Genomic DNA, 22,783 nt, shown 5'->3' on the forward strand with positions numbered 1-22,783 from the left:
AGTCCCTCGAATGCTATAGTATGAATAATAAGTACGCATGTCTTTCTTGTGGACGAGGAAACTTACTATTGAAAGGTGTGTTAAATGAGATGAGCACAGTGCCGACTGAATTTGAGAGAACGGACATTGGCGAGATCCAAATTGCGCCGGAAGTCATTGAAGTCATTGCTGGACTTGCAACCCTTGAGGTTGGCGGCGTGGCTGGCATGAGCGGTGGTTTTGCAGGTGGATTTGCTGAATTGCTAGGACGTAAGAACCTCTCAAAAGGCGTCAAAGTTGAAGTAGGCCAGCGCGAGGCTGCTGTTGATGTTTCTGTAATTATTGAATATGGACATCGTATTCCGGAAGTCGCTTCCGCAATTCAGCAGAATGTTAAGCGCTCGATTGAGAATATGACAGGACTTACGGTCGTCGAAGTAAACGTTCAGATTCACGATGTTCAATTCAAGAATCAAGAGAAGCTTGACGATCAACCTGAGATCAGCCCTCAGCGCGTGAAATAAAATGATCTGAAACTTATAAACCCCCGGCGTCATGCGCCAGGGGTTTAGTCCATCTTTTTTATACTAGTTGTTGATGTTGGGAGGTTGAATACGTTCGTGGCTAAAATACTGGACAGGCTTCTGTTATTTTTATACAGTTTAGTTGTTGGTGTAGTATCTGTAATTATCATCCTCCTGTTTAGCGGACTTGTGCCTGATTTGGATATGTATATTCAGAATGAACAGATGCTCATGGCAGTCATTCTGACTGTGGCGATCATCTTGTTTCTGCTTAGTATCCGATTCTTCTATATTTCTGTACGTAGGGACCATAACACTTATCCTTCGGTTGATCAGAAGACGGAATATGGGGATATTCAAATATCCATGGAGACGATTGAAAATCTGTGTCTGAAAGCTTCATCCAAATTCCGTGGCGTGCGTGAGGTGAAATCGCGTATCCAGGTCGCCCAGTCTGGTCTTGAAATTACAATCCGTGCTGTAGTTGACGGTGAAAGTTCCATTCCGGAGCTGACAAGCGAGCTTCAAAAGGCAGTACATGATCATGTACAAGACATTACTGGGATTCCGGTAGCAGTCGTATCGGTATACATCGCCAATCTTGTGCAATCACCGAACTATAAGAGCCGAGTGGAATAGAGGTGGTTGATGGATGCCGTGGAAGGAAATCTGGGACAGTTATAAAGGCCGGATTTTAGGCATTGCCGGTGGGATTTTTTTAGGTATTATTTATTTGATGGTTGGTTTTTGGGATATGTTGTTCTTTGCACTCGTGGTGTTTATCGGATATACGCTTGGCAGAAGAAGCGATCAGAAGTTTAGCAACGTCATTCCATGGCGGAGCTGGCTAGACTATCTGCTTAATGTTTGGCGTCCGTTCAAATGAACCCTGTGATATGCTTTTCTTACTCCAAAAAAGAGCTGCAGTCTTCATGCCCGTTTTTGGGAAGAATAGCATAAGCACAGGTTTTTTTGTGTGAAGAATACATTGTAAATCACGGATAGATTAGATATGAAAGCAGGAGGCAGGAAATGAAAAGACGTTTGGCAAGGGAAATCGTGGTTCAAAGTCTGTATCAGATGGAAATGAATGAGGTCGAGGCGAAAGCTGCAGTGGATATGCTGTTTGAGGAAGCTGCAGAAGAAAATGAAGGTGAAGTGGTTATCAAGAATGAGGCGGTAATGCATGCCTATGTGCTAGAGCATGTACGCGGCATCTGGGAGAACAAAGAAGCACTCGACAGTCTGCTGGCTGATTATCTGAAGGGCTGGCAGGTCAGCCGTTTGTCCCGCGTAGACCGCCAAATTCTGAGACTGGCTGCTTACGAGATGTTGTATCGTGAGGACGTCCCTGCCAAGGTAGCGGTAAATGAAGGGATTGAGCTCTCTAAACATTTTGGAACAGATGAGTCTGGGAAATTTGTAAATGGGGTATTAGGAAAAATGATTCAGGATGTTGAAGCTCTGAAGGCTCGTGTTAAATAATAGTGTACGATGATTCTAATGCATAACGATTGTTTATATAGTTTGGATCCAAGGGAGAGAAGAGACATGACGGCAACAATTATTAGCGGAAAGCAAATTTCAGAAGATATTCGAAATTCGATTACAGAAGAAGTTCAGCAGCTGAAGGCAAAAAATATTGTGCCAGGTCTGGCCGTGGTCCTGGTCGGCGAAGATCCTGCATCACAAGTGTATGTTCGCAATAAGGAAAAAGCATGCCATGATTTGGGCTTCTATTCAGAGGTTCACCGTCTTCCAAGTGATACAAGTGAAGAGGATCTTCTTGCTCTTGTTGACAAACTGAATCGTCAAATGAGCATTAACGGTATTCTGGTTCAATTGCCTCTTCCGGGTCATATTGATGAAAAGAAAGTGATCAATGCCATAGCGGTTGAAAAAGATGTGGATGGGTTCCATCCTGTCAATGTGGGTAATCTGGTAATTGGGGACGATAGTCTTCTGCCATGTACACCTGCGGGCGTTATTGAGATGATCAAACGTACAGGAATTGAGATTGCAGGCAAGCACGCTGTTGTGATCGGACGCAGTAACATTGTCGGCAAACCGGTATCACTACTCCTTCAGCGTGAGAACGCTACGGTGTCGATGTGTCATTCTCGTACCTCAAATATGAAAGAAATTGCACGTCAGGCTGATATTCTTGTTGTCGCTATTGGACGGGCTAATTTCATCGATGCAAGCTACATCAAGGAAGGTGCCGTTGTTATAGATGTAGGAATGAATCGGCTTGAGAACGGAAAGCTTGCAGGCGATGTGGATTTTGCGAGTGCTAGTGAGGTGTCTGGACCCATTACCCCTGTTCCAGGCGGAGTTGGCCCTATGACAATAACGATGCTGATGCAGAATACGCTGCTGTCCGCTAAGCGTGCTCATGGTCTTGTCTAAAAAGGAGTGATTCCTCTGGCTGAAGAGCGCATTTATTCAATTAAAGATTTGAATCGATATATACGAATGAAGCTGGAATCTGATTCTGTCCTGACAGATGTATGGATTCGTGGTGAAATCTCCAATTTCACACATCATTCCAGCGGGCATATGTACTTTACACTGAAGGATGAAGGCAGCCGGATTAAGTCTATCATGTTTGCGACGCACAATCGCAGGCTGCCCTTCATTCCAAAGGAAGGCGCCCGTGTCATTGCACGGGGCAATGTGTCCGTATATGAACGGGATGGACAATATCAATTCTATGCAACACATATGCAGCCTGACGGGATTGGCAGCCTGTATATGGCATATGAGCAGTTAAAACAGAAGCTGGACGAGGAAGGTTTGTTTGCGGCTGGACGCAAGCGGCCTCTGCCCCGCTATCCTAAATCCATAGGCGTGATTACCTCACCGACTGGAGCGGCAGTGAGAGATATTATTACGACTATCACTCGCCGTTTTCCACTGGCTGAGGTTTATTTATATCCTGTGCTTGTCCAAGGCAAGACGGCCGCACCTTCAATCGTACGTGCACTTGATCTAGTCAATGAGATGGCAGAAGTTGACGTCATCATTGTCGGGCGTGGCGGCGGCTCATTAGAGGAGCTGTGGGCCTTTAACGAAGAAATGGTAGCAAGAGCGATTGCAAGATCCGAAATTCCGGTTATTTCTGCAGTCGGTCATGAGACGGATTTTACGATTGCAGATTTTACCGCAGATGTGAGAGCAGCCACACCGACAGCTGCCGCAGAGCTAGCCGTGCCCCATCAGATGGAGCTGAAGGAACAACTCGCTGGTTATCAGCGTAGGCTGAATCAGAGCTTGATAACAAGAGCCAAGCACAATCGAGATAAGCTTGAACGTTTATCCAAGTCTCCGGTTCTCATGAATCCGCGTAGAAGTCTGGTGCAGCATACGGAAAGGCTGGATCAGCTCCATATGAGGTTAACAAGGGCGATGGATTCTCGCAAAAGGTTTGCAAGAGAGAAGCAGGAACGGATGCGGATCTCACTCGTTCGTTTTAACCCCTCTGCACAGGTGTCTTCCGCGAAGAAGGAAATATTGGCGTACAGGAAGCAGCTAGAGACGGCGATGACATCTCTTGTGAAGGTGAGTAGGCAGCAGCTGCACGGAAATATGAGGCATCTCGATGCACTGAGTCCGCTGAAAGTTATGTCAAGAGGCTACAGCCTTGTATATGATGAGCAGGATAAAAAGTTAGTGAAATCAACCAAAGAGGTCGCTCCGGGTGACTTGGTCAAAATTAAACTGGTCGATGGGCAGCTTGCCTGCCAGGTCTGGGAGATAAAGGAGGCAAATGAAGATGGCAAATGAGCAGGAGCTGAATTTTGAAGCTGCGATGGCCGAGCTTGAAGAAGTTGTGAACCAGCTCGAACGGGGAGACGTTCCCCTTGAGCAGGCGATCGAGCTGTTCCAAAGAGGGATGAAACTGTCTCAAATGTGCAACCAGAAGCTCGAACAAGTGGAACGTAAGATTGAAATGATCGTAGAAGAGGATGGAGAGTTTCGAAAGCAGCCTTTTGGAGGTAATGAAGATGAAGGCGGTGTCTCTTTGTGACTAGACCATCCATAGAATTGTATATTCAGGATGTCGCCGACTTGATGGCGCGAGAGCTGAGAACCGTTTTTCCTGAAGCTTGGGATATTCCTGAGCATTTAAAAGAATCGATGCAGTATTCGCTGATGGCCGGAGGAAAGAGACTTCGCCCAGCGCTTGTAATCGCAGCATGTGAAGCATTTGGCGTGGAGCGGGAAGCCGCTCTGCCGGTTGCTGCTGCCGTAGAGATGATACATACGTACTCTTTGATTCACGATGATTTGCCCACCATGGATAATGACGATTATCGCAGGGGACGTTTGACCAATCATAAGGTATACGGGGAAGCGATGGCTATTCTTGCAGGTGATGCACTCCTCACCCATGCTTTTTACAGCGTGATTCAGGCAGCTCGCAAGTTCAATATTCCATCAGATCGCGTACTCACTATTGTGGAGGAGCTCTCTATTCATGCAGGTGCACGAGGTATGGTCGGAGGACAGGTGGCTGATATGGAGGGCGAACAGGGGATGACTTCCTTATCACAGCTTGAATACATTCATCTTCATAAGACGGGCGACCTCATCATCTTCTCCCTCATGGCTGGAGGCAGAATTGGAGGGGCAGATGATGTACAGCTGGAGGCGCTTCGTTCGTTCGGCAGAGACCTTGGTCTTGCCTTCCAGATTCAGGATGATATTCTCGATCTAATCGGAGATGAGCAGAAGCTGGGCAAGAAGACACAGAGTGATGTGAACCAGCAAAAAGTAACTTATCCGTTCTTTATAGGTATGGATCAGTCCTTGGCTGAGGTGGAGCGGTTAACGTCTTCTGCAAAAGAAGCGCTGATTACGGGACAGATTCCTGATCCATCTCGACTGCTGGAATTGGCGGATTATTTGATGAAGAGAGATCATTAGTCGTCAAGCGAAAGCATAGACATCAATTCACCTCTAACTGGCGAAATTTATGATTTAAAGTGGATTGTGGTATAATGTAGGCTATGACAATAACTAATTTACAAAAAATTATGAAGGAAAGCGGGGGGTTCACGTGCTCCTTCCACAAATTAAGGGACCAAACGATCTGAAAACATTATCTGTGGATGAACTTGTTTCATTATCGGGGGAGATTCGTCAGTTCCTGATAGAAACAATTTCTCGTACAGGAGGGCACCTGGCATCCAATTTGGGAGTGGTAGAGCTTACGATCGCCCTGCACTACGCTTATAATAGCCCTAAGGATAAAATGATATTTGATGTAGGCCACCAGGCTTACGTTCATAAAATATTGACTGGACGTATGGACAAATTTGACACGCTCAAGAAGTATAAGGGTCTGTCAGGTTTTGTTAAGCGTAATGAAAGTGAACATGATGTCTGGGAAGCTGGACACAGCAGTACTTCCTTGTCAGCTGCCATGGGAATGGCTTATGCAAGGGATCTCAAAGGCGAGGACAACAAGGTTATCGCAATTATTGGGGACGGAGCCCTGACTGGCGGTATGGCTTTTGAAGCGTTGAACCATATCGGACATGAACAGAAGAAGCTAATGGTCATTCTGAACGATAATGAGATGTCTATTGCTCCTAACGTTGGAGCTATGCATAACTATTTGAGCAAGATCCGATCGGACAGACATTATTTGAAAGCCAAGGATGAAGTTGAACTTGTATTGCGTAAGATTCCGGCAATCGGCGGTACACTTGCGAAGTCTGCAGGCCGGCTCAAAGACAGCTTGAAATATATGATGGTTCCCGGTGTGTTATTTGAAGAACTAGGCTTTACTTATCTAGGACCGGTAGACGGGCATGATATGTCTAAGCTGATCGAGACCTTCAGACAGGCGGACAATGTCAATGGCCCGGTATTCGTTCACGTTCTGACCACCAAAGGCAAGGGATATAAACCGGCTGAGGCCGATTCCTTCAAATGGCACGGTATTTCGCCGTATAAGATCGAATCAGGACAAGTGCTTAAATCCGTAGGCAATCCCATGTATACCGACGTATTTGGAGAAACACTCATTGAGCTCGCTAGAGAAGATAAGCGGATCGTCGCTGTTACTCCGGCCATGCCGGGAGGTTCAGGACTCATTCCATTCAGCAAGGAATTCCCTGAACGGATGGTTGATGTTGGGATCGCGGAACAGCATGCAGCAACGATGTGTGCAGCGCTGGCAATGGAAGGATTAAAGCCGGTATTTGCAGTTTACTCGACCTTCATGCAGCGTGCATATGATCAGATCGTCCATGATATTTGCCGACATAATGCGAATGTGATGTTTGCAATTGATCGGGCTGGCTTTGTCGGCTCGGATGGCGAAACGCACCAAGGTGTTTATGATGTGGCGTTCTTACGTCATATTCCAAATATCGTGGTGATGATGCCGAAGGATGAGAATGAGCTGAGACATATGATGAAGACAGCGCTGGATTATAATGAGGGTCCAATTGCTTATCGTTATCCAAGACTGAATGGATTGGGTGTACCGCTTGATCCAGAGCTGAAGTCCATTCCGATTGGTTCGTGGGAGACTCTGCGGCAAGGGGAGAATTACGCGATCATTGCAGCTGGACCTATGATTCCAATTGCGGAAGAAGCGGCAGAGCTGCTGAAACGTGAGGGAATGCAGGTAAGTGTCATTAATGCCAGATTCTTTAAACCACTGGATCAAGAGATGCTGGTATCCTTACATGCGAACGACACGAAAATGATCGTGCTGGAAGAAGCATCTGCAGCGGGGAGCCTCGGAAGCAGTATTCTTGAATTCTATTCAGAAGCAGGGCTGTACGACACCAAGATTCACATCATGGGAATCCCGGATGAGTTCATCGAGCACGGAAGTGTCAAGGAGCAGCGTGAGGAAGTGGGGCTTACGGTACAGGCGGTTATTGAAGAGATGCGGAAGCTGAAGCTTGAGTTCGCCTATGATCTTCCAAAGACCAGCACACCTTCATGATGAATGTGTTTCCGCAAAAATTTAGAAGATGAAATGATATAAACCAAGCCCGAGAATTATAGAGTCCAATAAGGGCAGTTATGCTCATATTGGGCTCTATAGCTATGTGGTTTAATCTACACGACAGGAGAAATTATGTCAGTTCCCAAAGAAAGAATGGATGTCCTGCTGGTAGAGCAGGGATATTACGAAAGCCGCGAGAAGGCCAAGGCAGCAATTATGGCAGGTCTGGTCTATGCCAATGAAGAACGCATTGAGAAACCAGGAATGAAAATTCCCCGTGAGGCTGTCATTCGAGTGAAAGGCGCAGTACATCCTTATGTGGGGCGCGGAGGACTTAAGCTGGAAAAAGCAATTCGTCAATTCCATATTGAGATGAAAGGGCGAACGATGCTTGATATTGGTTCTTCAACAGGCGGGTTTACAGATTGTGCACTGCAGCATGGTGCATCACATGTGTATGCGATCGATGTAGGTTACAATCAATTGGATTGGTCGCTTCGCAACCATCCACAGGTCACGGTTATGGAAAGAACCAATTTTAGGTATGTGACACCTGAGCATTTGACAGGTCCTGTACCGGATACCGCGAGCATTGATGTATCCTTCATCTCTTTAAAGATTATACTTCCACCTCTTATTCAGCTGCTTAAGCAGCCGGCTGATATTGTAGCCTTGATCAAGCCGCAGTTTGAGGCGGGAAGAGAAAAAGTTCCGAAGACAGGGGTTGTCAAAGATCCCAAGGTCCATGCAGAGGTTCTGCGTTCTATTCTCGAATACGGAAGTGAGCTTGGCCTGGCATTGTCTGATTTGACATTCTCGCCGATTACAGGTGGAGAAGGAAATATTGAGTTTTTGGCCCATTGGCGTCTTGGTGGAGAAGATGTGGAATCTGCGGGACCTGATATTGATCATCTGATTGAGGCCGTGGTTAACGAAGCGAGCCATACCTTTCATTGAAACTCATCTTTTTTAGATGGGTTTCTTTTGCTGGATTCATAAAACCAGCGCATTTCCTAAATTCACAAGAGGATATTTTTTCTGGTTAACGAATATCTCCTTGTGAGAGGTGAGATGGATGGAAGGCCAATATGATAAATTTGTTATCGCTTTTCTCGGGATCATTATTGTATTCTGGGTGTTGTATGGCATTCGCAGATGGCTACAGGAGCCGGTTCCTGAACAGCTGCCAGAGCTTGTACTCAATGAAGAAATTCAAGAGCATCCCGCACTCGAAATTTTGGAAAGAGAAGGTTATGAGGTCATTGGGGGAAGACTTAAAGTCCCGCTGACCTTCCAGGTAGATAAACAGACTCTGTACAGTCGGCTGTTCATTGATTACGTGGCAGAGAAAGAAGATGAGGTGTTCATTGTGAAGACCTCGAGAAGCCGGATGCCGCAGGAATGGACAGGCTCTGGACTTAGAGACCGCCTGCTGCCCTATTTGCTGCTGTACCCGAACTGTAACGGTTTACTGTATGTAGATACGGACGATAATAACTTGAAGCTAATCACGCTTATAGATGAAGATGATTATATTTGGGAGCATGAAGACGAATATTAATTTATAGCATAATTGGATGGAGGCAAGTATGAAGGGACAACGACACATCAAAATCAGAGAAATAATTAGTCAAAATGACATTGAGACTCAGGATGACCTTGTCGAGGCATTACGGCAGGCAGGTTATCAGGTAACTCAGGCAACTGTATCTCGTGATATTAAGGAATTGCTGCTCATAAAAATTCCGACCGACGATGGAAGGTATAAATATTCACTCCCTACGGACCAGAGATATAACCCAGGACAAAAATTGAAACGGGCCCTGGTTGATAATTTTCTCAGCGTCGATTATACAACAAATCTGGTGGTCATGAAGTTTTTGCCAGGCACGGCCAATTCGGTGGCCGCACTTCTTGACAGCATTGAGTGGCCGGAAATTATGGGTACGATCAGCGGTGATGATACCATCCTGGTAATATGCAGAAATGAAGAGAACAGCAAAACGGTTATCAATCAAATCATGAGTTACATTTCTTAATCAAAATTTCAAAAAAACAGACGAACGTATGTTTCTTTTTGGTGAGAAATAGTGTAAAGTATACATCGAAGATGAAAATAGCAACAGGTGTTCCCTTCCCTGTAGAAGGGCTGCCACAGTTATCATTGGAGGTGTTGGAACATGCTTTCCACATTATCAATCCGAAATTTAGCCGTTATTGAAGCAGTTGATGTACATTTTCATTCAGGATTTCACGTGTTGACCGGGGAGACGGGCGCAGGTAAATCAATTATTATAGATGCTTTGGGACTGATTGCAGGAGGACGAGGCTCCGCAGATTTAATCCGCTATGGCTGTGACAAGGCCGAGATGGAGGCCTTATTTGAGCTTTCTGCTCATCACCCCGTATGGAACACGCTTACCGAGCTCGGAATACAGGCGGAGCCGGATGAACATCTGGTTATTCGCCGTGAGCTTACAGTTTCCGGTAAGAGCGTATCCCGGATCAATGGTCAGCTCGTGAATCTGACAATGCTTCGCGAAATCGGAGAACAATTAATTAATATCCATGGACAGCATGAGCACCAGAGTTTACTTAGAGCAGAGAAGCATTTAGGTCTGCTCGATACATACGGAGAAACGATCATTCGACCCATCAAGATAAAGTATAGTGAGCAATACAGAGCTTTTGTCAAAGTAGAGAAGGAGCTTAGACAGCTTCAGGAATCCAGTCAAAAAGCATATCAAATGCTTGATATGTATCGATTTCAGCTGGAAGAAATTGCAGCTGCGAGCCTTGTTCCCGGTGAAGATGAATCCCTCGCCGAAGAAAGGGTCAAACTATCTCATAGCGAAAAGATGATGGATTCGGTATCAGGTGCGTATGAGCTGCTTCATGGTTCACAGGGACTCGAAGCCGTGAGCTACGCGATCTCGAAGCTCGAAGATATTAATGAATATGATCACAAAGGTATTCATCCCATACTGGAACAGCTTCAATCTGCATTTTATCAACTGGAGGATGCGGCATTTCAGCTGCGGAGCTACCGGGATGGGATCGAATTTAATCCTGTTCGGTTATCGGAGGTCGAAGAGCGCCTTAATATGATTACCGGATTGAAGCGTAAATATGGTGAAAGTGTAGAATCCATACTTCAGTATTATGTTCAGATTGAACGGGAAACCGATCATTTGGAAAATAAAGATGAACGCTTAGAGAAACTGCTTGCAGAGCGTAATCAATTATTAGAGGGATTATTGGAAACTGCAGAAGAGATGAGTGAGGCACGCAAAATTTGTGCTGAAGAGCTGTCCAATCAGGTGGAGCGTGAGCTCAAGGATCTGCAAATGGAGCGAACTACAATGCGTGCCCAGATTTCCATTATGGAAGATCCCAAGGGTGTGGAATGGAAAGGGAAGCGCATTCGAATAACCAAGCATGGAATAGACAATGTAGAGTTTCTCATTTCAGCTAATCCTGGAGAGCCCCTAAGACCATTAGGCAAAATTGCATCCGGAGGTGAAATGTCGCGTATTATGCTGGCTCTAAAAAGCATATTTGCACGCCACGATCAAATACCGGTTCTCATATTTGATGAAGTTGATACAGGTGTCAGCGGCAGGGCAGCTCAGTCGATTGCTGAGAAATTGTTTATTTTGTCCTCAACATGCCAAGTGTTCTCAATAACACATTTACCTCAAGTTGCATGTATGGCAGATCATCAATATCTCATTGAGAAGAATGTCCACGATGAACGGACAATGACGCAGGTCGAGTCCTTATCAGAACAGGGCAGAGTGACAGAGCTTGCCCGTATGCTGGGCGGTGTTGAAATTACAGAAAAGACATTGCATCATGCTCAAGAAATGCTGAAACTTGCTGAAGCCAAAAAAGGGGCATAACTGCTGTACGGAACAATGATTGACAGTAATAAAAGGACCTGGCCAAGGTTATGTTATAGTTACGCAATTGGCGACCACCTTTCGTCAAGCGAACGAAGCAAAGGGAGCGTGACAGCCACTTGAAGCCTAGCCTTGGAAAGAAACTAATCGGTCTTATTGTTGTCTTCTCTATCTGTCTTATTGGACAGACCCTATTGCCCGTATTTAGTTACGCATCTTTGCCGGATGAGCTTCATCTGTTTGCCGGACGCGAAACGGATCTTAAAGTAGCAGCTCCAGTCGATGCAAGTGTGTCTGAACATCCTGAAGTTCTGCAAGTCAATCTCAGTAAGAATGGCGGCGGTCTTAAGGATGAATCCAAGTCCCACTCTGTTCATCTGTATCCGCAGCGTGAAGGTGCGACCAAGCTTACTTGGAAGCTATTTGGCAAAATTCCGTTCAAAACAACGGATGTCACGGTCGTTCCTGATCTCAAGGTTGTGCCAGGCGGCCAAACTATTGGTGTCAAAGTAAAATCAGCAGGGATATTAGTGGTGGGTCATCATTTGGTTCATTCCGCTAATAAGACACCGATATCTCCTGGAGAAACCGCGGGTATTAAGCTCGGTGATTTGATTACCCATATGAATGGAAAATCGTTAACTGGGGTCAATGGAGTGGCAGATGCAGTTCTTGAAGCTGGGAAGTCTAAGAAGCCTATTGAGATTACGCTAACTCGTCAAGGAAAAGTGTTGAAGACCAAGCTTACACCAGCATTTGACGAAGAAGATCAGGTATGGCGGCTTGGACTCTACATTAGAGATTCAGCAGCTGGTGTAGGGACTTTAACCTTCTATGCTCCCGATCAAGGTGTGTATGGAGCATTAGGTCACGTAATTACGGACATGAACACACAAACTCCGATTGTTGTGGGTAGTGGAGAGATTGTCCAATCCAATGTTACCTCGATATCCAAGAGTGAATCTGGAGATCCTGGAGAGAAGAGAGCTCATTTCTATAAAGAGAGCAAGATTCTCGGTAACATTGAGCGCAATACTCATTTTGGTATTTTTGGCAAAATGTCAGATAATCCAGAGCACAGCCTATATGGTAAACCGATTCCTGTTGCCTTTGCTCATGAAGTGAAAGAAGGTCCAGCAGAAATTCTTACTGTTGTCGACGGGCAGAAGGTTGAACGCTTTACAGTCGATATCGTTCATGTATCAGATCAGTCGCAGCCGGCAACCAAAGGGATGGTTATTCGAATTACAGATAAACGTCTCATTAACAAAACAGGTGGAATTGTTCAAGGCATGAGTGGAAGCCCGATTGTGCAGAATGGGAAATTGATTGGCGCGGTTACTCACGTGTTCGTGAACGACCCAACGTCAGGATATGGGTGTTTTATTGAATGGATGCTGCAGGATGCTGGTGTGGTCATTCCTCAGAAAAAACAAACAACGAATCTTAAGGCCAGTTAGAGCCTTAAGATTTTTTGTCGAAATAATAAGAACTTCATCATAAATTGAAATAAAATAAAATATTATAAATCAACGCATATAAAAAATAAAGAAAAATAATTTTCGACAGAAGGATTTTCCTCCCCTATGTCGAAAATCTAAAGAGGTAAGGGAATGACAAATCAATAATTGTCTAAGGGAGGAAATACACTTGCAAAAAATCGAAGTATTATTGGCTGATGATAACAGAGAGTTCACGAATCTGCTGGCTGAATATATATCGGAGCAAGAGGATATGGAGGTAACGGGAATCGCTTATAATGGCGAGGAAGTTCTTCAGCTGCTTAGTGACGGAAGAACCGTTCCTGACGTTTTGATACTTGATATTATTATGCCGCATTTGGATGGCCTTGGTGTTCTGGAGCGTTTGCGCGAGATGGATTTGTCACCGCAGCCTAAAGTGATTATGTTAACTGCATTTGGTCAGGAGAACATAACGCAAAGAGCTGTTCAATTAGGAGCTTCGTATTACATTTTGAAACCATTTGATATGGAAGTGTTGGCAAATCGTGTTCGTCAGCTCATTGGTACTCAAACCATTACAAGCAGCAGCTCACAAGTAATCTCCTCCTCCAACAAGTCAAATGTCGTTCCAATCGGAAAAACAAAAAATCTGGATGCAAGCATTACATCGATTATTCATGAAATTGGTGTGCCTGCTCACATCAAAGGCTATCAGTATTTGCGTGAAGCGATTACGATGGTTTACAACAACATCGAGATCTTGGGCGCAATTACCAAAACATTGTATCCTGCGATCGCTGAGAAATTCAAAACAACACCATCCCGAGTCGAGCGAGCTATACGTCATGCGATTGAAGTCGCTTGGACAAGAGGAAATATTGATTCCATAAGTCATTTATTTGGTTACACCATCAACATCAGCAAATCCAAGCCAACGAACAGCGAATTCATTGCGATGGTGGCGGATAAGCTGAGAATCGAACATAAAGTGTCTTGAAAGGATAAAGATAGATAAATAAGTAGTGCATATGATCTGTTATGGTTTTCCTTGTCCTGAGATAGACGTAAATGAATAAATATACATGCGCTTGCCGAAATTGGAGGTAGGCGCTTTTTCTAGGGAAAAGACACAGGGGAGCGAGGGTACGCTGATGATGTATATGATGATTAGCGTTGCGGTCGTTATTATAATCATTACTGTCCTGAGATGGAAGAAGAGGCAGCGAGCCAAGTTAAGGAGCAATGTCATTTACTTGAAGAATGTTCGGAAACAGCGTACATTACAAAAGTGCTCCAAATGTAATAAAAAAGGTGAGCTTCGATTTTACTCAGACCCAAGTGGAAATGTTACCGGTATGTGTAAAGAGTGTAAGGGGAATTCAAACACTCAAAAAATGCTTCCGCTATGACAATTAACCACATAAGGAGCGTTATGGTATTATTGGTGGTTATTACATTACATTTTGCTTTGCTTTCGTTTTACAATTGTAGTACATTAGCAGAGAATAAGGAGGATTCTAATGTACTCAAGTAGACAAGACGATACGTTATACATCATGACATACACACTAAGCAGCGGAATTAAGGGGACCGTTCCTTTGTCTAGCAAGCAAATTCAGGATTGGCTCCAATGCTATAAAAGCGATACGAAATTCATTGCTGAGATTGGTAAAGAGTTCTTTGGATTGAATCCAACACTCGTATCGGATTTTAAAGTTCATAATCAATTTTCAGATTATCAGAATGTGATCATGCCGGTACAACAGGACAATATGGATCGTTTATCTACCGCATATCGCGCGAACGAAATTCTGATGAAAATTGATTGCAAATGCGGAACCGCTTATGTAACGGAATCTCCTTATAAGCGAACGAAGTGGTACTGCACTAAATGTAAGGAAATTGTATTCCTCGATATGAAGAAGGGCATGGTGGAAACGTCACGAGGAGATGCATATTACATGACCAATAAATATTTCGTGACAAGAGAATAGCCATGCGAGTCCAATATGGTGATGAGGCTTGTCCGACAGCCGAAATATAAAAAGGAGTGACCGACATTTCATACGGACACTCCTTTTTATTAGGTGCTGCTTCTCATTCTAATCGAAGTTTGATGCAAAGCGAGTATTTGCCTATTTCCCCTAATGGATATCTAGCACTTTACCTTATGGGGAGGTACGAAGCATTTTCTGCATCTCGGCTCATAGGCTTCTGAATCCCCGATCATGATGACCGGTCCGAGTGTCACAGGCTCTCCATTGACAATTCTTTGAGTGAATACGGCCTCAGGACTTCCGCATACCGCACAAAAGGCAGTTAACTTTTCAATGTCATCGGAAATAGCCAGTAATCCGCCGATATAGCCGAACTCCTTTCCACGATAATCCATATTTAATCCATCGACGATGACATGCTTTCCACAGTAGGCCAGTTCCTCCACAATATCCATAATTTCACGGCTGAAAAACTGTACTTCATCAAAAGCAACCACATCAGCATCCTCGGTTTCGGTCATGATCTGTTTTATAATTTTAGGAGTCAGCTGTTTAGGAATGGCGATGGCAGGCAGCTTATAACCAATTCGGCTTACGATTTCATTAACTTCAAAACGATCATCTTCTGCGGGCTTATAAGCGACAACTTTGCGTCGGCCATATTTAATTAATTTTTGACAGCGTCGAATAAGCTCACCTGATTTCTCGCTGAACATGGGACCTGTAATGACAGTAATGCGACCTTTAGGCACGGTAATAATCTTCCTCTCTCTGTTACTATTCCGCTATAAATATGATTAATTTGAATTCAGTTAAGTATAGGTATCAAAAAAAGTGCCACTCTAGATTAACACATTCAAATGCATTGAAGCCACTTTTTTATCATCATTTAGGAAGTAATACTTGGAAGTGAAGCATACCCCATGGTATTGTTTTAAAGTTGAGGTGAAATAACAATGAATAATGATAAGAAAGTACAGAGGCTGCGAGAGAAGTATGAGCAGCTACGTGATCATGCTGAGCTGACAGAGCCGGCTGTCAAGCTGTTTGAAGAAATACTGGGCGAGCTGGAGCACACGGCAGGTCAGAATGAACGACTGCGGAAAGTGATTCTCAAGCAATCCGGAAGCAGCCATAGAATGAACTCGAAATTGCGGGATGCTCTGATGGAGTAAAGAGTGTAAATAAAAAATCTCTTCCTTGTAGAAGAGACGAAGATGGAGCTCTATTTATCATCAGGAGATTCCACAGGCACGGTTTCTTTGGGCTTCGCAGACAGCCGATCAGGCACGATGATGCCAAGGGTGATTCGCGCGATCATGCCAAATGTGATACCGATGCCTGCAAACATATAAATTACGGTAAAGATTTTGGCAAAGGTCGTTTGCGGTGATAGCTCTGGATGACCCACCGTCGTTAATGTCACAGCAGAGAAGTACAAGGCGTCAATCCAATTCCAACCTTCTACACTAGAATAAAAAATAGTGCCAGAGAGCAGCGTCGCAAGCATGACAACGAACAGAGCTAGAAACTTTTTGTCCTTGAAGCCGTGATAGATGCCTTGCAGCAATCTTTTGAGGGTCAGTATGAAGGATATCATGTAAGAAGCGTCTCCTATCCGTATAAGATGTTAATAGAACATTATACCGGAATACGGGGAGAAGGTTAAGTCATGAATATACTATGAGGCAGTATCGGTGTTCTGTTTTCCTTTGAAGCGCGGGCCTACATAATTACGTTTACGGTCACGGAATAATATCCAGCCGCCAAGAAACGTCATACAGCAGCCGAATAGTACAAGCCCGAGTGAAAAAGAAAGCCACTCAAAGGCAGGTCTGGCTACCTCGTCATTGCCATGCTCGGCATAATAGTGAAACAAGGAGTCTTTCATCATAAGGAAGCCCCTCATGGCTCCAAGGCCAGGAATGACAAGAATGATTATGGCGATAAATCGGGAAAGCATTAGCCGCATAAGGAGATACCCCTTTTCATTCGCACGTATTTTCTATATGATACCTTGTCTTCTAGTAACTGTCTATTGGAAGCAGGATTTTTGTTATTCCATAAGCAGAAGAGTACAATAATGCTATATTGGTTAGTTACGATAGATTGGAGGATTTTATAATCATGGCAATTCATTGCGATGTCGCTATATTAGGCGGGGGAACGGGCGGATACGTAGCCGCGATTCGCGCTGCACAGCTCGGTAAAGAGGTTGTCCTCATCGAGAAGGACAAATTAGGTGGAACATGCCTTCATAAGGGCTGCATTCCGAGTAAATCTTTGCTGCGGAGTGCTGAAGTGTATGCAGAGATTAAAGATAGTGCCAGCTATGGGATTGAGACCGCAGAGGCCACACTTGTCTTCCCTAAAGTGCAGGAACGCAAAAATGAAGTGGTAGAACAGCTTCACCAAGGGGTCCAGTATTTGATGCGCAAAAATAAAATTACCGTGCTGCAAGGGAAAGGCAGAGTCATTGGACCATCCATCTTCTCGCCGAAGAGCGGTGCTGTGGCTGTAGAGCTGGACAATGGAGAGATGGAGAATGTAGTTCCCAGCCATCTTATTATTGCGACAGGCTCACGTCCAAGAATATTGCCGGGACTCGAGCCGGATGGCCGGTATATCCTTAGCAGCGACGAGGCGCTGAATCTGGAGGAGCTTCCGGAATCGATCGTCATTGTAGGCGGAGGCGTTATAGGGATTGAATGGGCTTCTATGCTGAATGATTTTGATGTGAAGGTAACTGTGGTGGAGGCTGCAGATCAAATCCTGCCGCAGGAGGATGGGGACATCGCTGCTGAGATGCAGCGCCAGCTGACGAAGCGTGGAGTGAGGGTTGTTACCGGCGCAGCTATTGAACCATCGACATATGGAATCCAGGATGGACAAGCTACGATCGAGATGAAGACAAAAAAAGGAACAGAAACGCTTACGGCTTCTCAAATTCTCGTATCGGTTGGACGTACGGCAAATGTGGAAGGAATCGGTATAGAGAATACTGATATCAAGACGAAGAACGGCTTCATTCAAGTGAATGGCAATTTGCAGACAGGGGAGCCGCATATTTATGCAATCGGTGATTGCATAGGTGGACTTCAGCTTGCTCATGCAGCAAGCCATGAAGGCATTCGTGCTGTCAATCACATCGCAGATGCTGCCATGCATGTGTCACCTGACCACCTCATTCCGCGTGCCATCTATTCAAGACCAGAGGCAGCAAGTGTAGGCTACACAGAACAGCAGGCAAGGGAGCTCGGCTTCTCGGTCAAGACAGGGAAATTTCCGTTTCAAGCCATTGGAAAATCGCTTGTTTATGGCAATCGGGACGGATTTGCGAAGGTTATCGCAGATGAGGCGACAAATGATATTCTAGGGGTCCATCTTATCGGTACGCATGTGACGGATATGATCAGCGAAGCTGCGCTGGCCATGCTGCTGGATGCTACCCCATGGGAAGTCGGACAACTGATCCATCCACATCCATCCTTGTCTGAAATTATTGGCGAAGCCATGCTGGATGTAGATGGGAATGCAATCGGCATGTAAACGTAACATTACCGTATTTGTATCCATTGAAATATCAACAAACTTCAAAACGTCTTTTCTTTTTGGAAAGAAAACGAGTATAATAAATCTAAGCCAAGTCTTAGTACCAGGTTTTAAGACAAGACAGTACTTAATCTTGAGCTGCTCTCAAAAGGAGGTTTGAAGTTTGAATTCAGACACGACATCTAAACAACACAAACATACGAAACTTGGACTCTCAGACGGTCAAGTCATTGATATGTACAAATATATGCTGCTTGCACGGAAGTTCGATGAACGCTGCTTGCTGCTGCAACGAGCAGGAAAGATCAATTTCCACGTATCGGGGATCGGTCAGGAGACTGCACAGGTGGCAGCGGCCTTTGCTCTGGATCGTGAGAAGGATTATTTCCTTCCCTACTATCGTGATTATGGGTTTGTTCTGGCCGTCGGGATGACGCCTCGCGATCTGATGCTGTCGGCGTTTGCCAAGGCTGAGGATCCGAACAGTGGAGGACGGCAGATGCCTGGCCATTTTGGAAGCAAGAAGCTGCGAATTGTAACAGGCTCAAGTCCGGTGACTACGCAGGTTCCACACGCGGTGGGCGTTGCTCTGGCTGCAAAGATGCAGAAGAAAGACTTCGTTTCTTTTGTCACCTTCGGTGAAGGCTCCAGCAACCAGGGGGATTTTCATGAAGGAAGCAACTTCGCCGGCGTACACAAGCTGCCAGTCATTATAATGGTGGAGAACAATCAGTATGCTATCTCTGTACCTGTCCACAAGCAGCTGAGCGGTAAAGTAAGTGACCGTGCTTTAGGTTATGGATTCCCTGGCTTCAGAGTCGATGGCAATGATGCCCTGGAAGTTTACGCAGCCGTTAAGGAAGCCAGAGCACGTGCAGTTGCGGGCGAAGGCCCGACCTTAATTGAAGCGATGATGTACAGACTTTCTCCTCATTCCACTTCAGATAATGACCTGGCATACCGGACCAAAGAGGAAGTTGAGGAAAATTGGAAGAAAGACGGACTCGTCAAAATGAAGCAATACCTTATTGATTGTGGTATATGGGATGAAGAGCGTGATGCTGATCTGGCGGCACAGCTTGCACTGGAACTAAAAGAAGCGACGGAATCCGCAGACGCGGCCCCTTATCCTAAACCGGAAGATACACTGCTTCATGTGTATGCTGACGACCATTTGGGAGGGGGACAATAAGATGGCAGTTATGGAGTATATAGATGCAATAAGACTGGCTATGAAAGAGGAAATGGAGCGGGATGAATCCGTATTTGTGCTCGGAGAAGATGTAGGCGTTAAAGGGGGCGTGTTTACCACGACCAAGGGTCTGCAGGATCAATTCGGTGAAATGCGGGTCATGGATACTCCGTTATCCGAATCAGCGATAGCCGGTGTTGCCATCGGTGCGGCGATGTACGGAATGAAGCCGATCGCCGAGATGCAGTACTCGGATTTCATGCTTCCTGCAACGAATCAAATCATCAGTGAAGCTGCGAAGATCAGATATCGCTCAAATAATGATTGGAGCTGTCCCGTTGTGATTCGTGCGCCAATTGGCGGAGGGATATTTGGAGGACTGTATCATTCCCAATGTCCGGAATCGATCTTCTTTGGTACCCCTGGACTCAAGATTGTTGCGCCTTTTACGGCCTATGATGCCAAGGGATTGCTCAAAGCAGCAGTACGCGATCCGGATCCAGTTCTATACTTTGAGAATAAGAAAATGTATCGCTTAACCAAAGAGGAGGTCCCCGAGGACGATTACATCGTACCGATCGGAGTTGCCAATCTGCTGCGTGAAGGGGAAGACATTACCGTGATCGGGTATTCCCAGCCTCTGCACTTTGTAATGCAGGCAGCGGAGGAGCTGGAGAAGGAGCAGGGGATTACAGCCCATGTTCTGGACCTTCGTACACTGCAGCCCCTCGATAAGGAAGCGATAATTGCGGCCGCGAAGCACACAGGAAAAGTACTTATTATTCACGAAGATAACAAAACCGGCGGAGTAGGCGCTGAAGTTTCTGCTATAATTAATGAGGAGTGCTTGTTTGATCTGGATGCACCGATAGCACGTCTATGCGGTCCGGATGTTCCGGCCATGCCGATCAGCCCTCCGATGGAAAAATTTTATATGCTCAGTAAAGACAAAGTGAAGGATGCAATGCTTAAACTGGCGATGTATTAAAATAAATGGCCTACTCTCGGTGTTTCGATGAGGAGGCCATTTAAGGTAAAGTGACTTGATTGGAGTGAAACAATATGGCAGGACAAAAAAAATGGATTGAAATCGTAATGCCTCAGCTGGCTGAATCATTAGTGTCAGCGACCATTGCAAAATGGCTGAAGAAGCCAGGCGATCCTGTGGAGCAATATGAACCGATCTGCGAAGTCATTACAGATAAGGTTAATGCAGAAATTCCTTCAACCGTCGAAGGAATTATGGGCGAAATTGCAGCTGAGGAAGGAAGAACGGTGGCTGTGGGTGAGCTGATCTGCCGTATGGAGGTTCACGCGGCGGCAGGAACAGGAATCGTCGCAGATTCCTCAACCCATGAGAGCAGCAGTACTGCAGCATCGGAATCCGAACCTCAAGATGCAGACGGTTCGATGCGCGGCCGATACTCCCCTGCAGTACAGAGCCTTGCAGCAGAGCACGGTCTGGATCTGAAGGATGTGCCTGGAACAGGAATGAATGGCAGAATTACTCGCAAGGATGTATTGCGCTATATTCAAGAAGGTGCGCATCGGAATCAGCAGGCGGTGATCTCAAATCATGTGGATCGAGGGTCCACCCAGCAAGAGGATATGCGTTCAGCTGCCGATGCAACCGGGTATGCGGCTGAGCAGGCTATGCCTGTTCGTCATTCAGGGATCCATTTGTCCGAGACACCTAAGATTCCGAAAATCGAGATGGAAGGCTTCCCTCAAGGCAGAGCTGAGCAGTATATTGATGTTACACCTGTACGCAACGCGATCGCCCGGAATATGCGTCAGAGCGTCTCTGAGATTCCGCATGCCTGGACGATGATTGAGGTGGATGTGACCAACCTGGTAACTCTTCGCAACAAACTGAAGGACGAGTTCAAGCGCAGTGAAGGCATTAACCTGACATACCTGTCATTTTTGCTCAAAGCAGTCGTTAACGCAATCAAGGATTATCCGATTATGAACTCGGTATGGGCAGTGGATAAGATTATTGTGAAGCGAGACATCAATATAGCTCTGGCGGTAGGAACGGAAGATTCCGTCATGACACCGGTCATTCAGCGTGCAGATACGAAAAATATTGCAGGACTCGCTCACGAAATTGACGATTTGGCGAGAAGAACGAGAGAAGGTACATTGAAGCTGGATGATATGCAGGGAGGAACCTTTACGGTCAATAATACAGGATCCTTCGGATCGATTCTGTCCTATCCGATTATCAATTATCCGCAGGCAGCCATTCTGACCTTCGAATCCATTGTGAAGCGGCCTGTGGTCATTAATGACATGATTGCGGTACGTTCGATGGCCAATCTCTGTTTATCGCTGGATCATCGAATTCTGGACGGAGTCATATCCGGTCGTTTCCTGCAGCGGGTCAAAGAAAATTTAGAGGGCTATTCGCTCGAAACAAAGCTTTATTAATTTGTAATTATAGACTTTTGCAGCAGCAATCCCGGAACGTAATTTTTCTCGAAAGGGTGTATATGCGCATGAGCAGACCGCTTGTTGTGAGCTACACAGAATTGATGGATTACGAAGAGGCTTGGAATTTGCAGAAAAAGCTCGTTAAAGAGCTGGATGAAGAGGAGCAGCAGGAACATCTGCTGCTCTTGCAGCATCCACCGACTTATACGATCGGAACACAGCGTCACCCAGAGCACTTGTTATACAGCCCGGAGGAGCTTGCAGACAGAGGCATTACTCTTTTTCAAATCGATCGCGGCGGCGATATTACATATCATGGACCCGGACAACTGGTAGGTTACCCCATACTTCGACTCGGTCGAGAAGAGGCTGTTGACTTGCATGGTTATCTGCGGCTGCTTGAAGAAGTCATCATTCAGTATTTAAGCCGATTTGGAATTGAAGCAGAACGTAAGGAGCAGTATACAGGAGTATGGGTGGACAACCAGAAAATATGTGCAATCGGCGTTAAATTCAATCGCAGTAGACGGACCAGAGGCTTTATTACAAGTCATGGTTTTGCATTTAATATCAAGTCAGGGATTCAGCATGAGGGATTCTCGGGTATTATTCCTTGCGGAATTGAAGAGTACGGTGTCACTTCGCTCGAGGATTGCACAGGCCGGATGTTCTCCGTCGAGAATGTAGCGAATGAGCTGGTGTCCATCTTTGCAAGCTTGTTTTCATTCAAGCCGGCTTGGATGCCGGTGATGGCTTCAAAATGAT

25 protein-coding genes are annotated in these 22,783 nt (G+C 45.5%); 22 read left to right on the plus strand and 3 right to left on the minus strand.

Annotated elements, in window-relative coordinates:
* Nucleotides 1-89: 89 nt before the first annotated feature.
* From ACFSVM_RS18435 to ACFSVM_RS18510, 16 genes are all read left to right on the plus strand, one after another.
* Complete coding sequence (locus ACFSVM_RS18435) at nt 90-503, plus strand: Asp23/Gls24 family envelope stress response protein (protein ID WP_047911245.1); 414 nt, start codon at nt 90-92, stop codon at nt 501-503.
* Nucleotides 504-599: 96 nt separating this feature from the next.
* Nucleotides 600-1,142: an alkaline shock response membrane anchor protein AmaP gene (amaP, locus tag ACFSVM_RS18440; protein WP_047911052.1), complete on the plus strand. Its 543-nt coding sequence runs from the start codon at nt 600-602 to the stop codon at nt 1,140-1,142.
* Between the two features lie 13 nt (nt 1,143-1,155).
* A complete protein-coding gene (locus ACFSVM_RS18445) occupies nt 1,156-1,389 on the plus strand; it encodes a DUF2273 domain-containing protein (protein ID WP_047911053.1) in 234 nt (77 codons plus the stop codon).
* A gap of 146 nt (nt 1,390-1,535) precedes the next feature.
* Complete coding sequence (gene nusB / locus ACFSVM_RS18450; protein ID WP_076313090.1) at nt 1,536-1,988, plus strand: transcription antitermination factor NusB; 453 nt, start codon at nt 1,536-1,538, stop codon at nt 1,986-1,988.
* A 66-nt stretch (nt 1,989-2,054) separates the two neighbouring features.
* Nucleotides 2,055-2,912, plus strand: a complete 858-nt coding sequence (gene folD, locus ACFSVM_RS18455) for a bifunctional methylenetetrahydrofolate dehydrogenase/methenyltetrahydrofolate cyclohydrolase FolD (protein WP_076313089.1) — start codon at nt 2,055-2,057, stop codon at nt 2,910-2,912.
* Between the two features lie 15 nt (nt 2,913-2,927).
* Nucleotides 2,928-4,289 carry an exodeoxyribonuclease VII large subunit gene (gene xseA / locus ACFSVM_RS18460; RefSeq protein ID WP_379263849.1) on the plus strand — a complete coding sequence of 454 codons (1,362 nt, stop codon included), beginning with the start codon at nt 2,928-2,930 and terminating at the stop codon, nt 4,287-4,289.
* On the plus strand, nt 4,279-4,533 hold the full coding sequence (gene xseB / locus ACFSVM_RS18465; protein WP_047911056.1) for an exodeoxyribonuclease VII small subunit: 255 nt from the start codon (nt 4,279-4,281) through the stop codon (nt 4,531-4,533). The genes xseA and xseB overlap by 11 nt, the downstream gene beginning before the upstream one ends.
* Nucleotides 4,530-5,432, plus strand: a complete 903-nt coding sequence (locus ACFSVM_RS18470; protein ID WP_379263799.1) for a polyprenyl synthetase family protein — start codon at nt 4,530-4,532, stop codon at nt 5,430-5,432. The genes xseB and ACFSVM_RS18470 overlap by 4 nt, the downstream gene beginning before the upstream one ends.
* A gap of 133 nt (nt 5,433-5,565) precedes the next feature.
* Complete coding sequence (gene dxs, locus ACFSVM_RS18475; protein ID WP_379263801.1) at nt 5,566-7,473, plus strand: 1-deoxy-D-xylulose-5-phosphate synthase; 1,908 nt, start codon at nt 5,566-5,568, stop codon at nt 7,471-7,473.
* A 135-nt stretch (nt 7,474-7,608) separates the two neighbouring features.
* Complete coding sequence (locus tag ACFSVM_RS18480) at nt 7,609-8,433, plus strand: TlyA family RNA methyltransferase (RefSeq protein ID WP_090723905.1); 825 nt, start codon at nt 7,609-7,611, stop codon at nt 8,431-8,433.
* 118 nt (nt 8,434-8,551) lie between these two features.
* Complete coding sequence (locus ACFSVM_RS18485) at nt 8,552-9,037, plus strand: hypothetical protein (protein ID WP_047911060.1); 486 nt, start codon at nt 8,552-8,554, stop codon at nt 9,035-9,037.
* Nucleotides 9,038-9,065: 28 nt separating this feature from the next.
* Nucleotides 9,066-9,515 carry a transcriptional regulator AhrC/ArgR gene (gene ahrC / locus ACFSVM_RS18490; protein WP_047911061.1) on the plus strand — a complete coding sequence of 150 codons (450 nt, stop codon included), beginning with the start codon at nt 9,066-9,068 and terminating at the stop codon, nt 9,513-9,515.
* Nucleotides 9,516-9,656: 141 nt separating this feature from the next.
* Complete coding sequence (gene recN, locus ACFSVM_RS18495) at nt 9,657-11,378, plus strand: DNA repair protein RecN (RefSeq protein ID WP_047911062.1); 1,722 nt, start codon at nt 9,657-9,659, stop codon at nt 11,376-11,378.
* 119 nt (nt 11,379-11,497) lie between these two features.
* Nucleotides 11,498-12,838 carry a SpoIVB peptidase gene (spoIVB, locus tag ACFSVM_RS18500; RefSeq protein ID WP_047911063.1) on the plus strand — a complete coding sequence of 447 codons (1,341 nt, stop codon included), beginning with the start codon at nt 11,498-11,500 and terminating at the stop codon, nt 12,836-12,838.
* A gap of 190 nt (nt 12,839-13,028) precedes the next feature.
* Nucleotides 13,029-13,838, plus strand: a complete 810-nt coding sequence (gene spo0A / locus ACFSVM_RS18505) for a sporulation transcription factor Spo0A (protein WP_047911064.1) — start codon at nt 13,029-13,031, stop codon at nt 13,836-13,838.
* Nucleotides 13,839-14,361: 523 nt separating this feature from the next.
* Nucleotides 14,362-14,835 carry a hypothetical protein gene (locus ACFSVM_RS18510; RefSeq protein WP_047911066.1) on the plus strand — a complete coding sequence of 158 codons (474 nt, stop codon included), beginning with the start codon at nt 14,362-14,364 and terminating at the stop codon, nt 14,833-14,835.
* Between the two features lie 161 nt (nt 14,836-14,996).
* On the opposite strand, the gene ACFSVM_RS18515 is transcribed toward ACFSVM_RS18510, so the two are convergent.
* On the minus strand, nt 14,997-15,590 hold the full coding sequence (locus ACFSVM_RS18515) for a thymidine kinase (RefSeq protein WP_090723910.1): 594 nt from the start codon (nt 15,588-15,590) through the stop codon (nt 14,997-14,999).
* A 204-nt stretch (nt 15,591-15,794) separates the two neighbouring features.
* On the opposite strand from ACFSVM_RS18515, the gene ACFSVM_RS18520 reads away from it, so the two are divergent.
* Nucleotides 15,795-16,013: a hypothetical protein gene (locus tag ACFSVM_RS18520; protein WP_379263805.1), complete on the plus strand. Its 219-nt coding sequence runs from the start codon at nt 15,795-15,797 to the stop codon at nt 16,011-16,013.
* Nucleotides 16,014-16,063: 50 nt separating this feature from the next.
* Here ACFSVM_RS18520 and ACFSVM_RS18525 read toward each other — a convergent pair whose 3' ends face one another.
* Both ACFSVM_RS18525 and ACFSVM_RS18530 read right to left on the minus strand, forming a co-directional pair.
* Nucleotides 16,064-16,438, minus strand: a complete 375-nt coding sequence (locus tag ACFSVM_RS18525; protein WP_090723914.1) for a potassium channel family protein — start codon at nt 16,436-16,438, stop codon at nt 16,064-16,066.
* A gap of 81 nt (nt 16,439-16,519) precedes the next feature.
* The gene (locus tag ACFSVM_RS18530) at nt 16,520-16,810 is read right to left on the minus strand and encodes a DUF2627 domain-containing protein (RefSeq protein WP_090723915.1); all 291 of its coding nucleotides are present in this window, start codon (nt 16,808-16,810) and stop codon (nt 16,520-16,522) included.
* Between the two features lie 155 nt (nt 16,811-16,965).
* Here ACFSVM_RS18530 and lpdA point away from each other — a divergent pair, with 155 nt between their 5' ends.
* The 5 genes from lpdA to lipB all read left to right on the plus strand — a co-directional run bounded on the left by lpdA (nt 16,966) and on the right by lipB (nt 22,782).
* On the plus strand, nt 16,966-18,387 hold the full coding sequence (gene lpdA / locus ACFSVM_RS18535; RefSeq protein WP_090723917.1) for a dihydrolipoyl dehydrogenase: 1,422 nt from the start codon (nt 16,966-16,968) through the stop codon (nt 18,385-18,387).
* A gap of 166 nt (nt 18,388-18,553) precedes the next feature.
* Nucleotides 18,554-19,582, plus strand: a complete 1,029-nt coding sequence (locus ACFSVM_RS18540) for a thiamine pyrophosphate-dependent dehydrogenase E1 component subunit alpha (RefSeq protein WP_076313081.1) — start codon at nt 18,554-18,556, stop codon at nt 19,580-19,582.
* A gap of 1 nt (nt 19,583) precedes the next feature.
* Nucleotides 19,584-20,570 carry an alpha-ketoacid dehydrogenase subunit beta gene (locus tag ACFSVM_RS18545; protein ID WP_047911072.1) on the plus strand — a complete coding sequence of 329 codons (987 nt, stop codon included), beginning with the start codon at nt 19,584-19,586 and terminating at the stop codon, nt 20,568-20,570.
* A gap of 74 nt (nt 20,571-20,644) precedes the next feature.
* A complete protein-coding gene (locus ACFSVM_RS18550) occupies nt 20,645-22,015 on the plus strand; it encodes a dihydrolipoamide acetyltransferase family protein (protein ID WP_090723918.1) in 1,371 nt (456 codons plus the stop codon).
* A gap of 68 nt (nt 22,016-22,083) precedes the next feature.
* The gene (gene lipB, locus ACFSVM_RS18555) at nt 22,084-22,782 is read left to right on the plus strand and encodes a lipoyl(octanoyl) transferase LipB (RefSeq protein WP_090723920.1); all 699 of its coding nucleotides are present in this window, start codon (nt 22,084-22,086) and stop codon (nt 22,780-22,782) included.
* Nucleotide 22,783 lies beyond the last annotated feature (1 nt).

This window comes from Paenibacillus shunpengii (genome assembly GCF_042684905.1).
In the GTDB taxonomy this organism is placed as follows: Bacteria; Bacillota; Bacilli; order Paenibacillales; family Paenibacillaceae; genus Paenibacillus; species Paenibacillus shunpengii.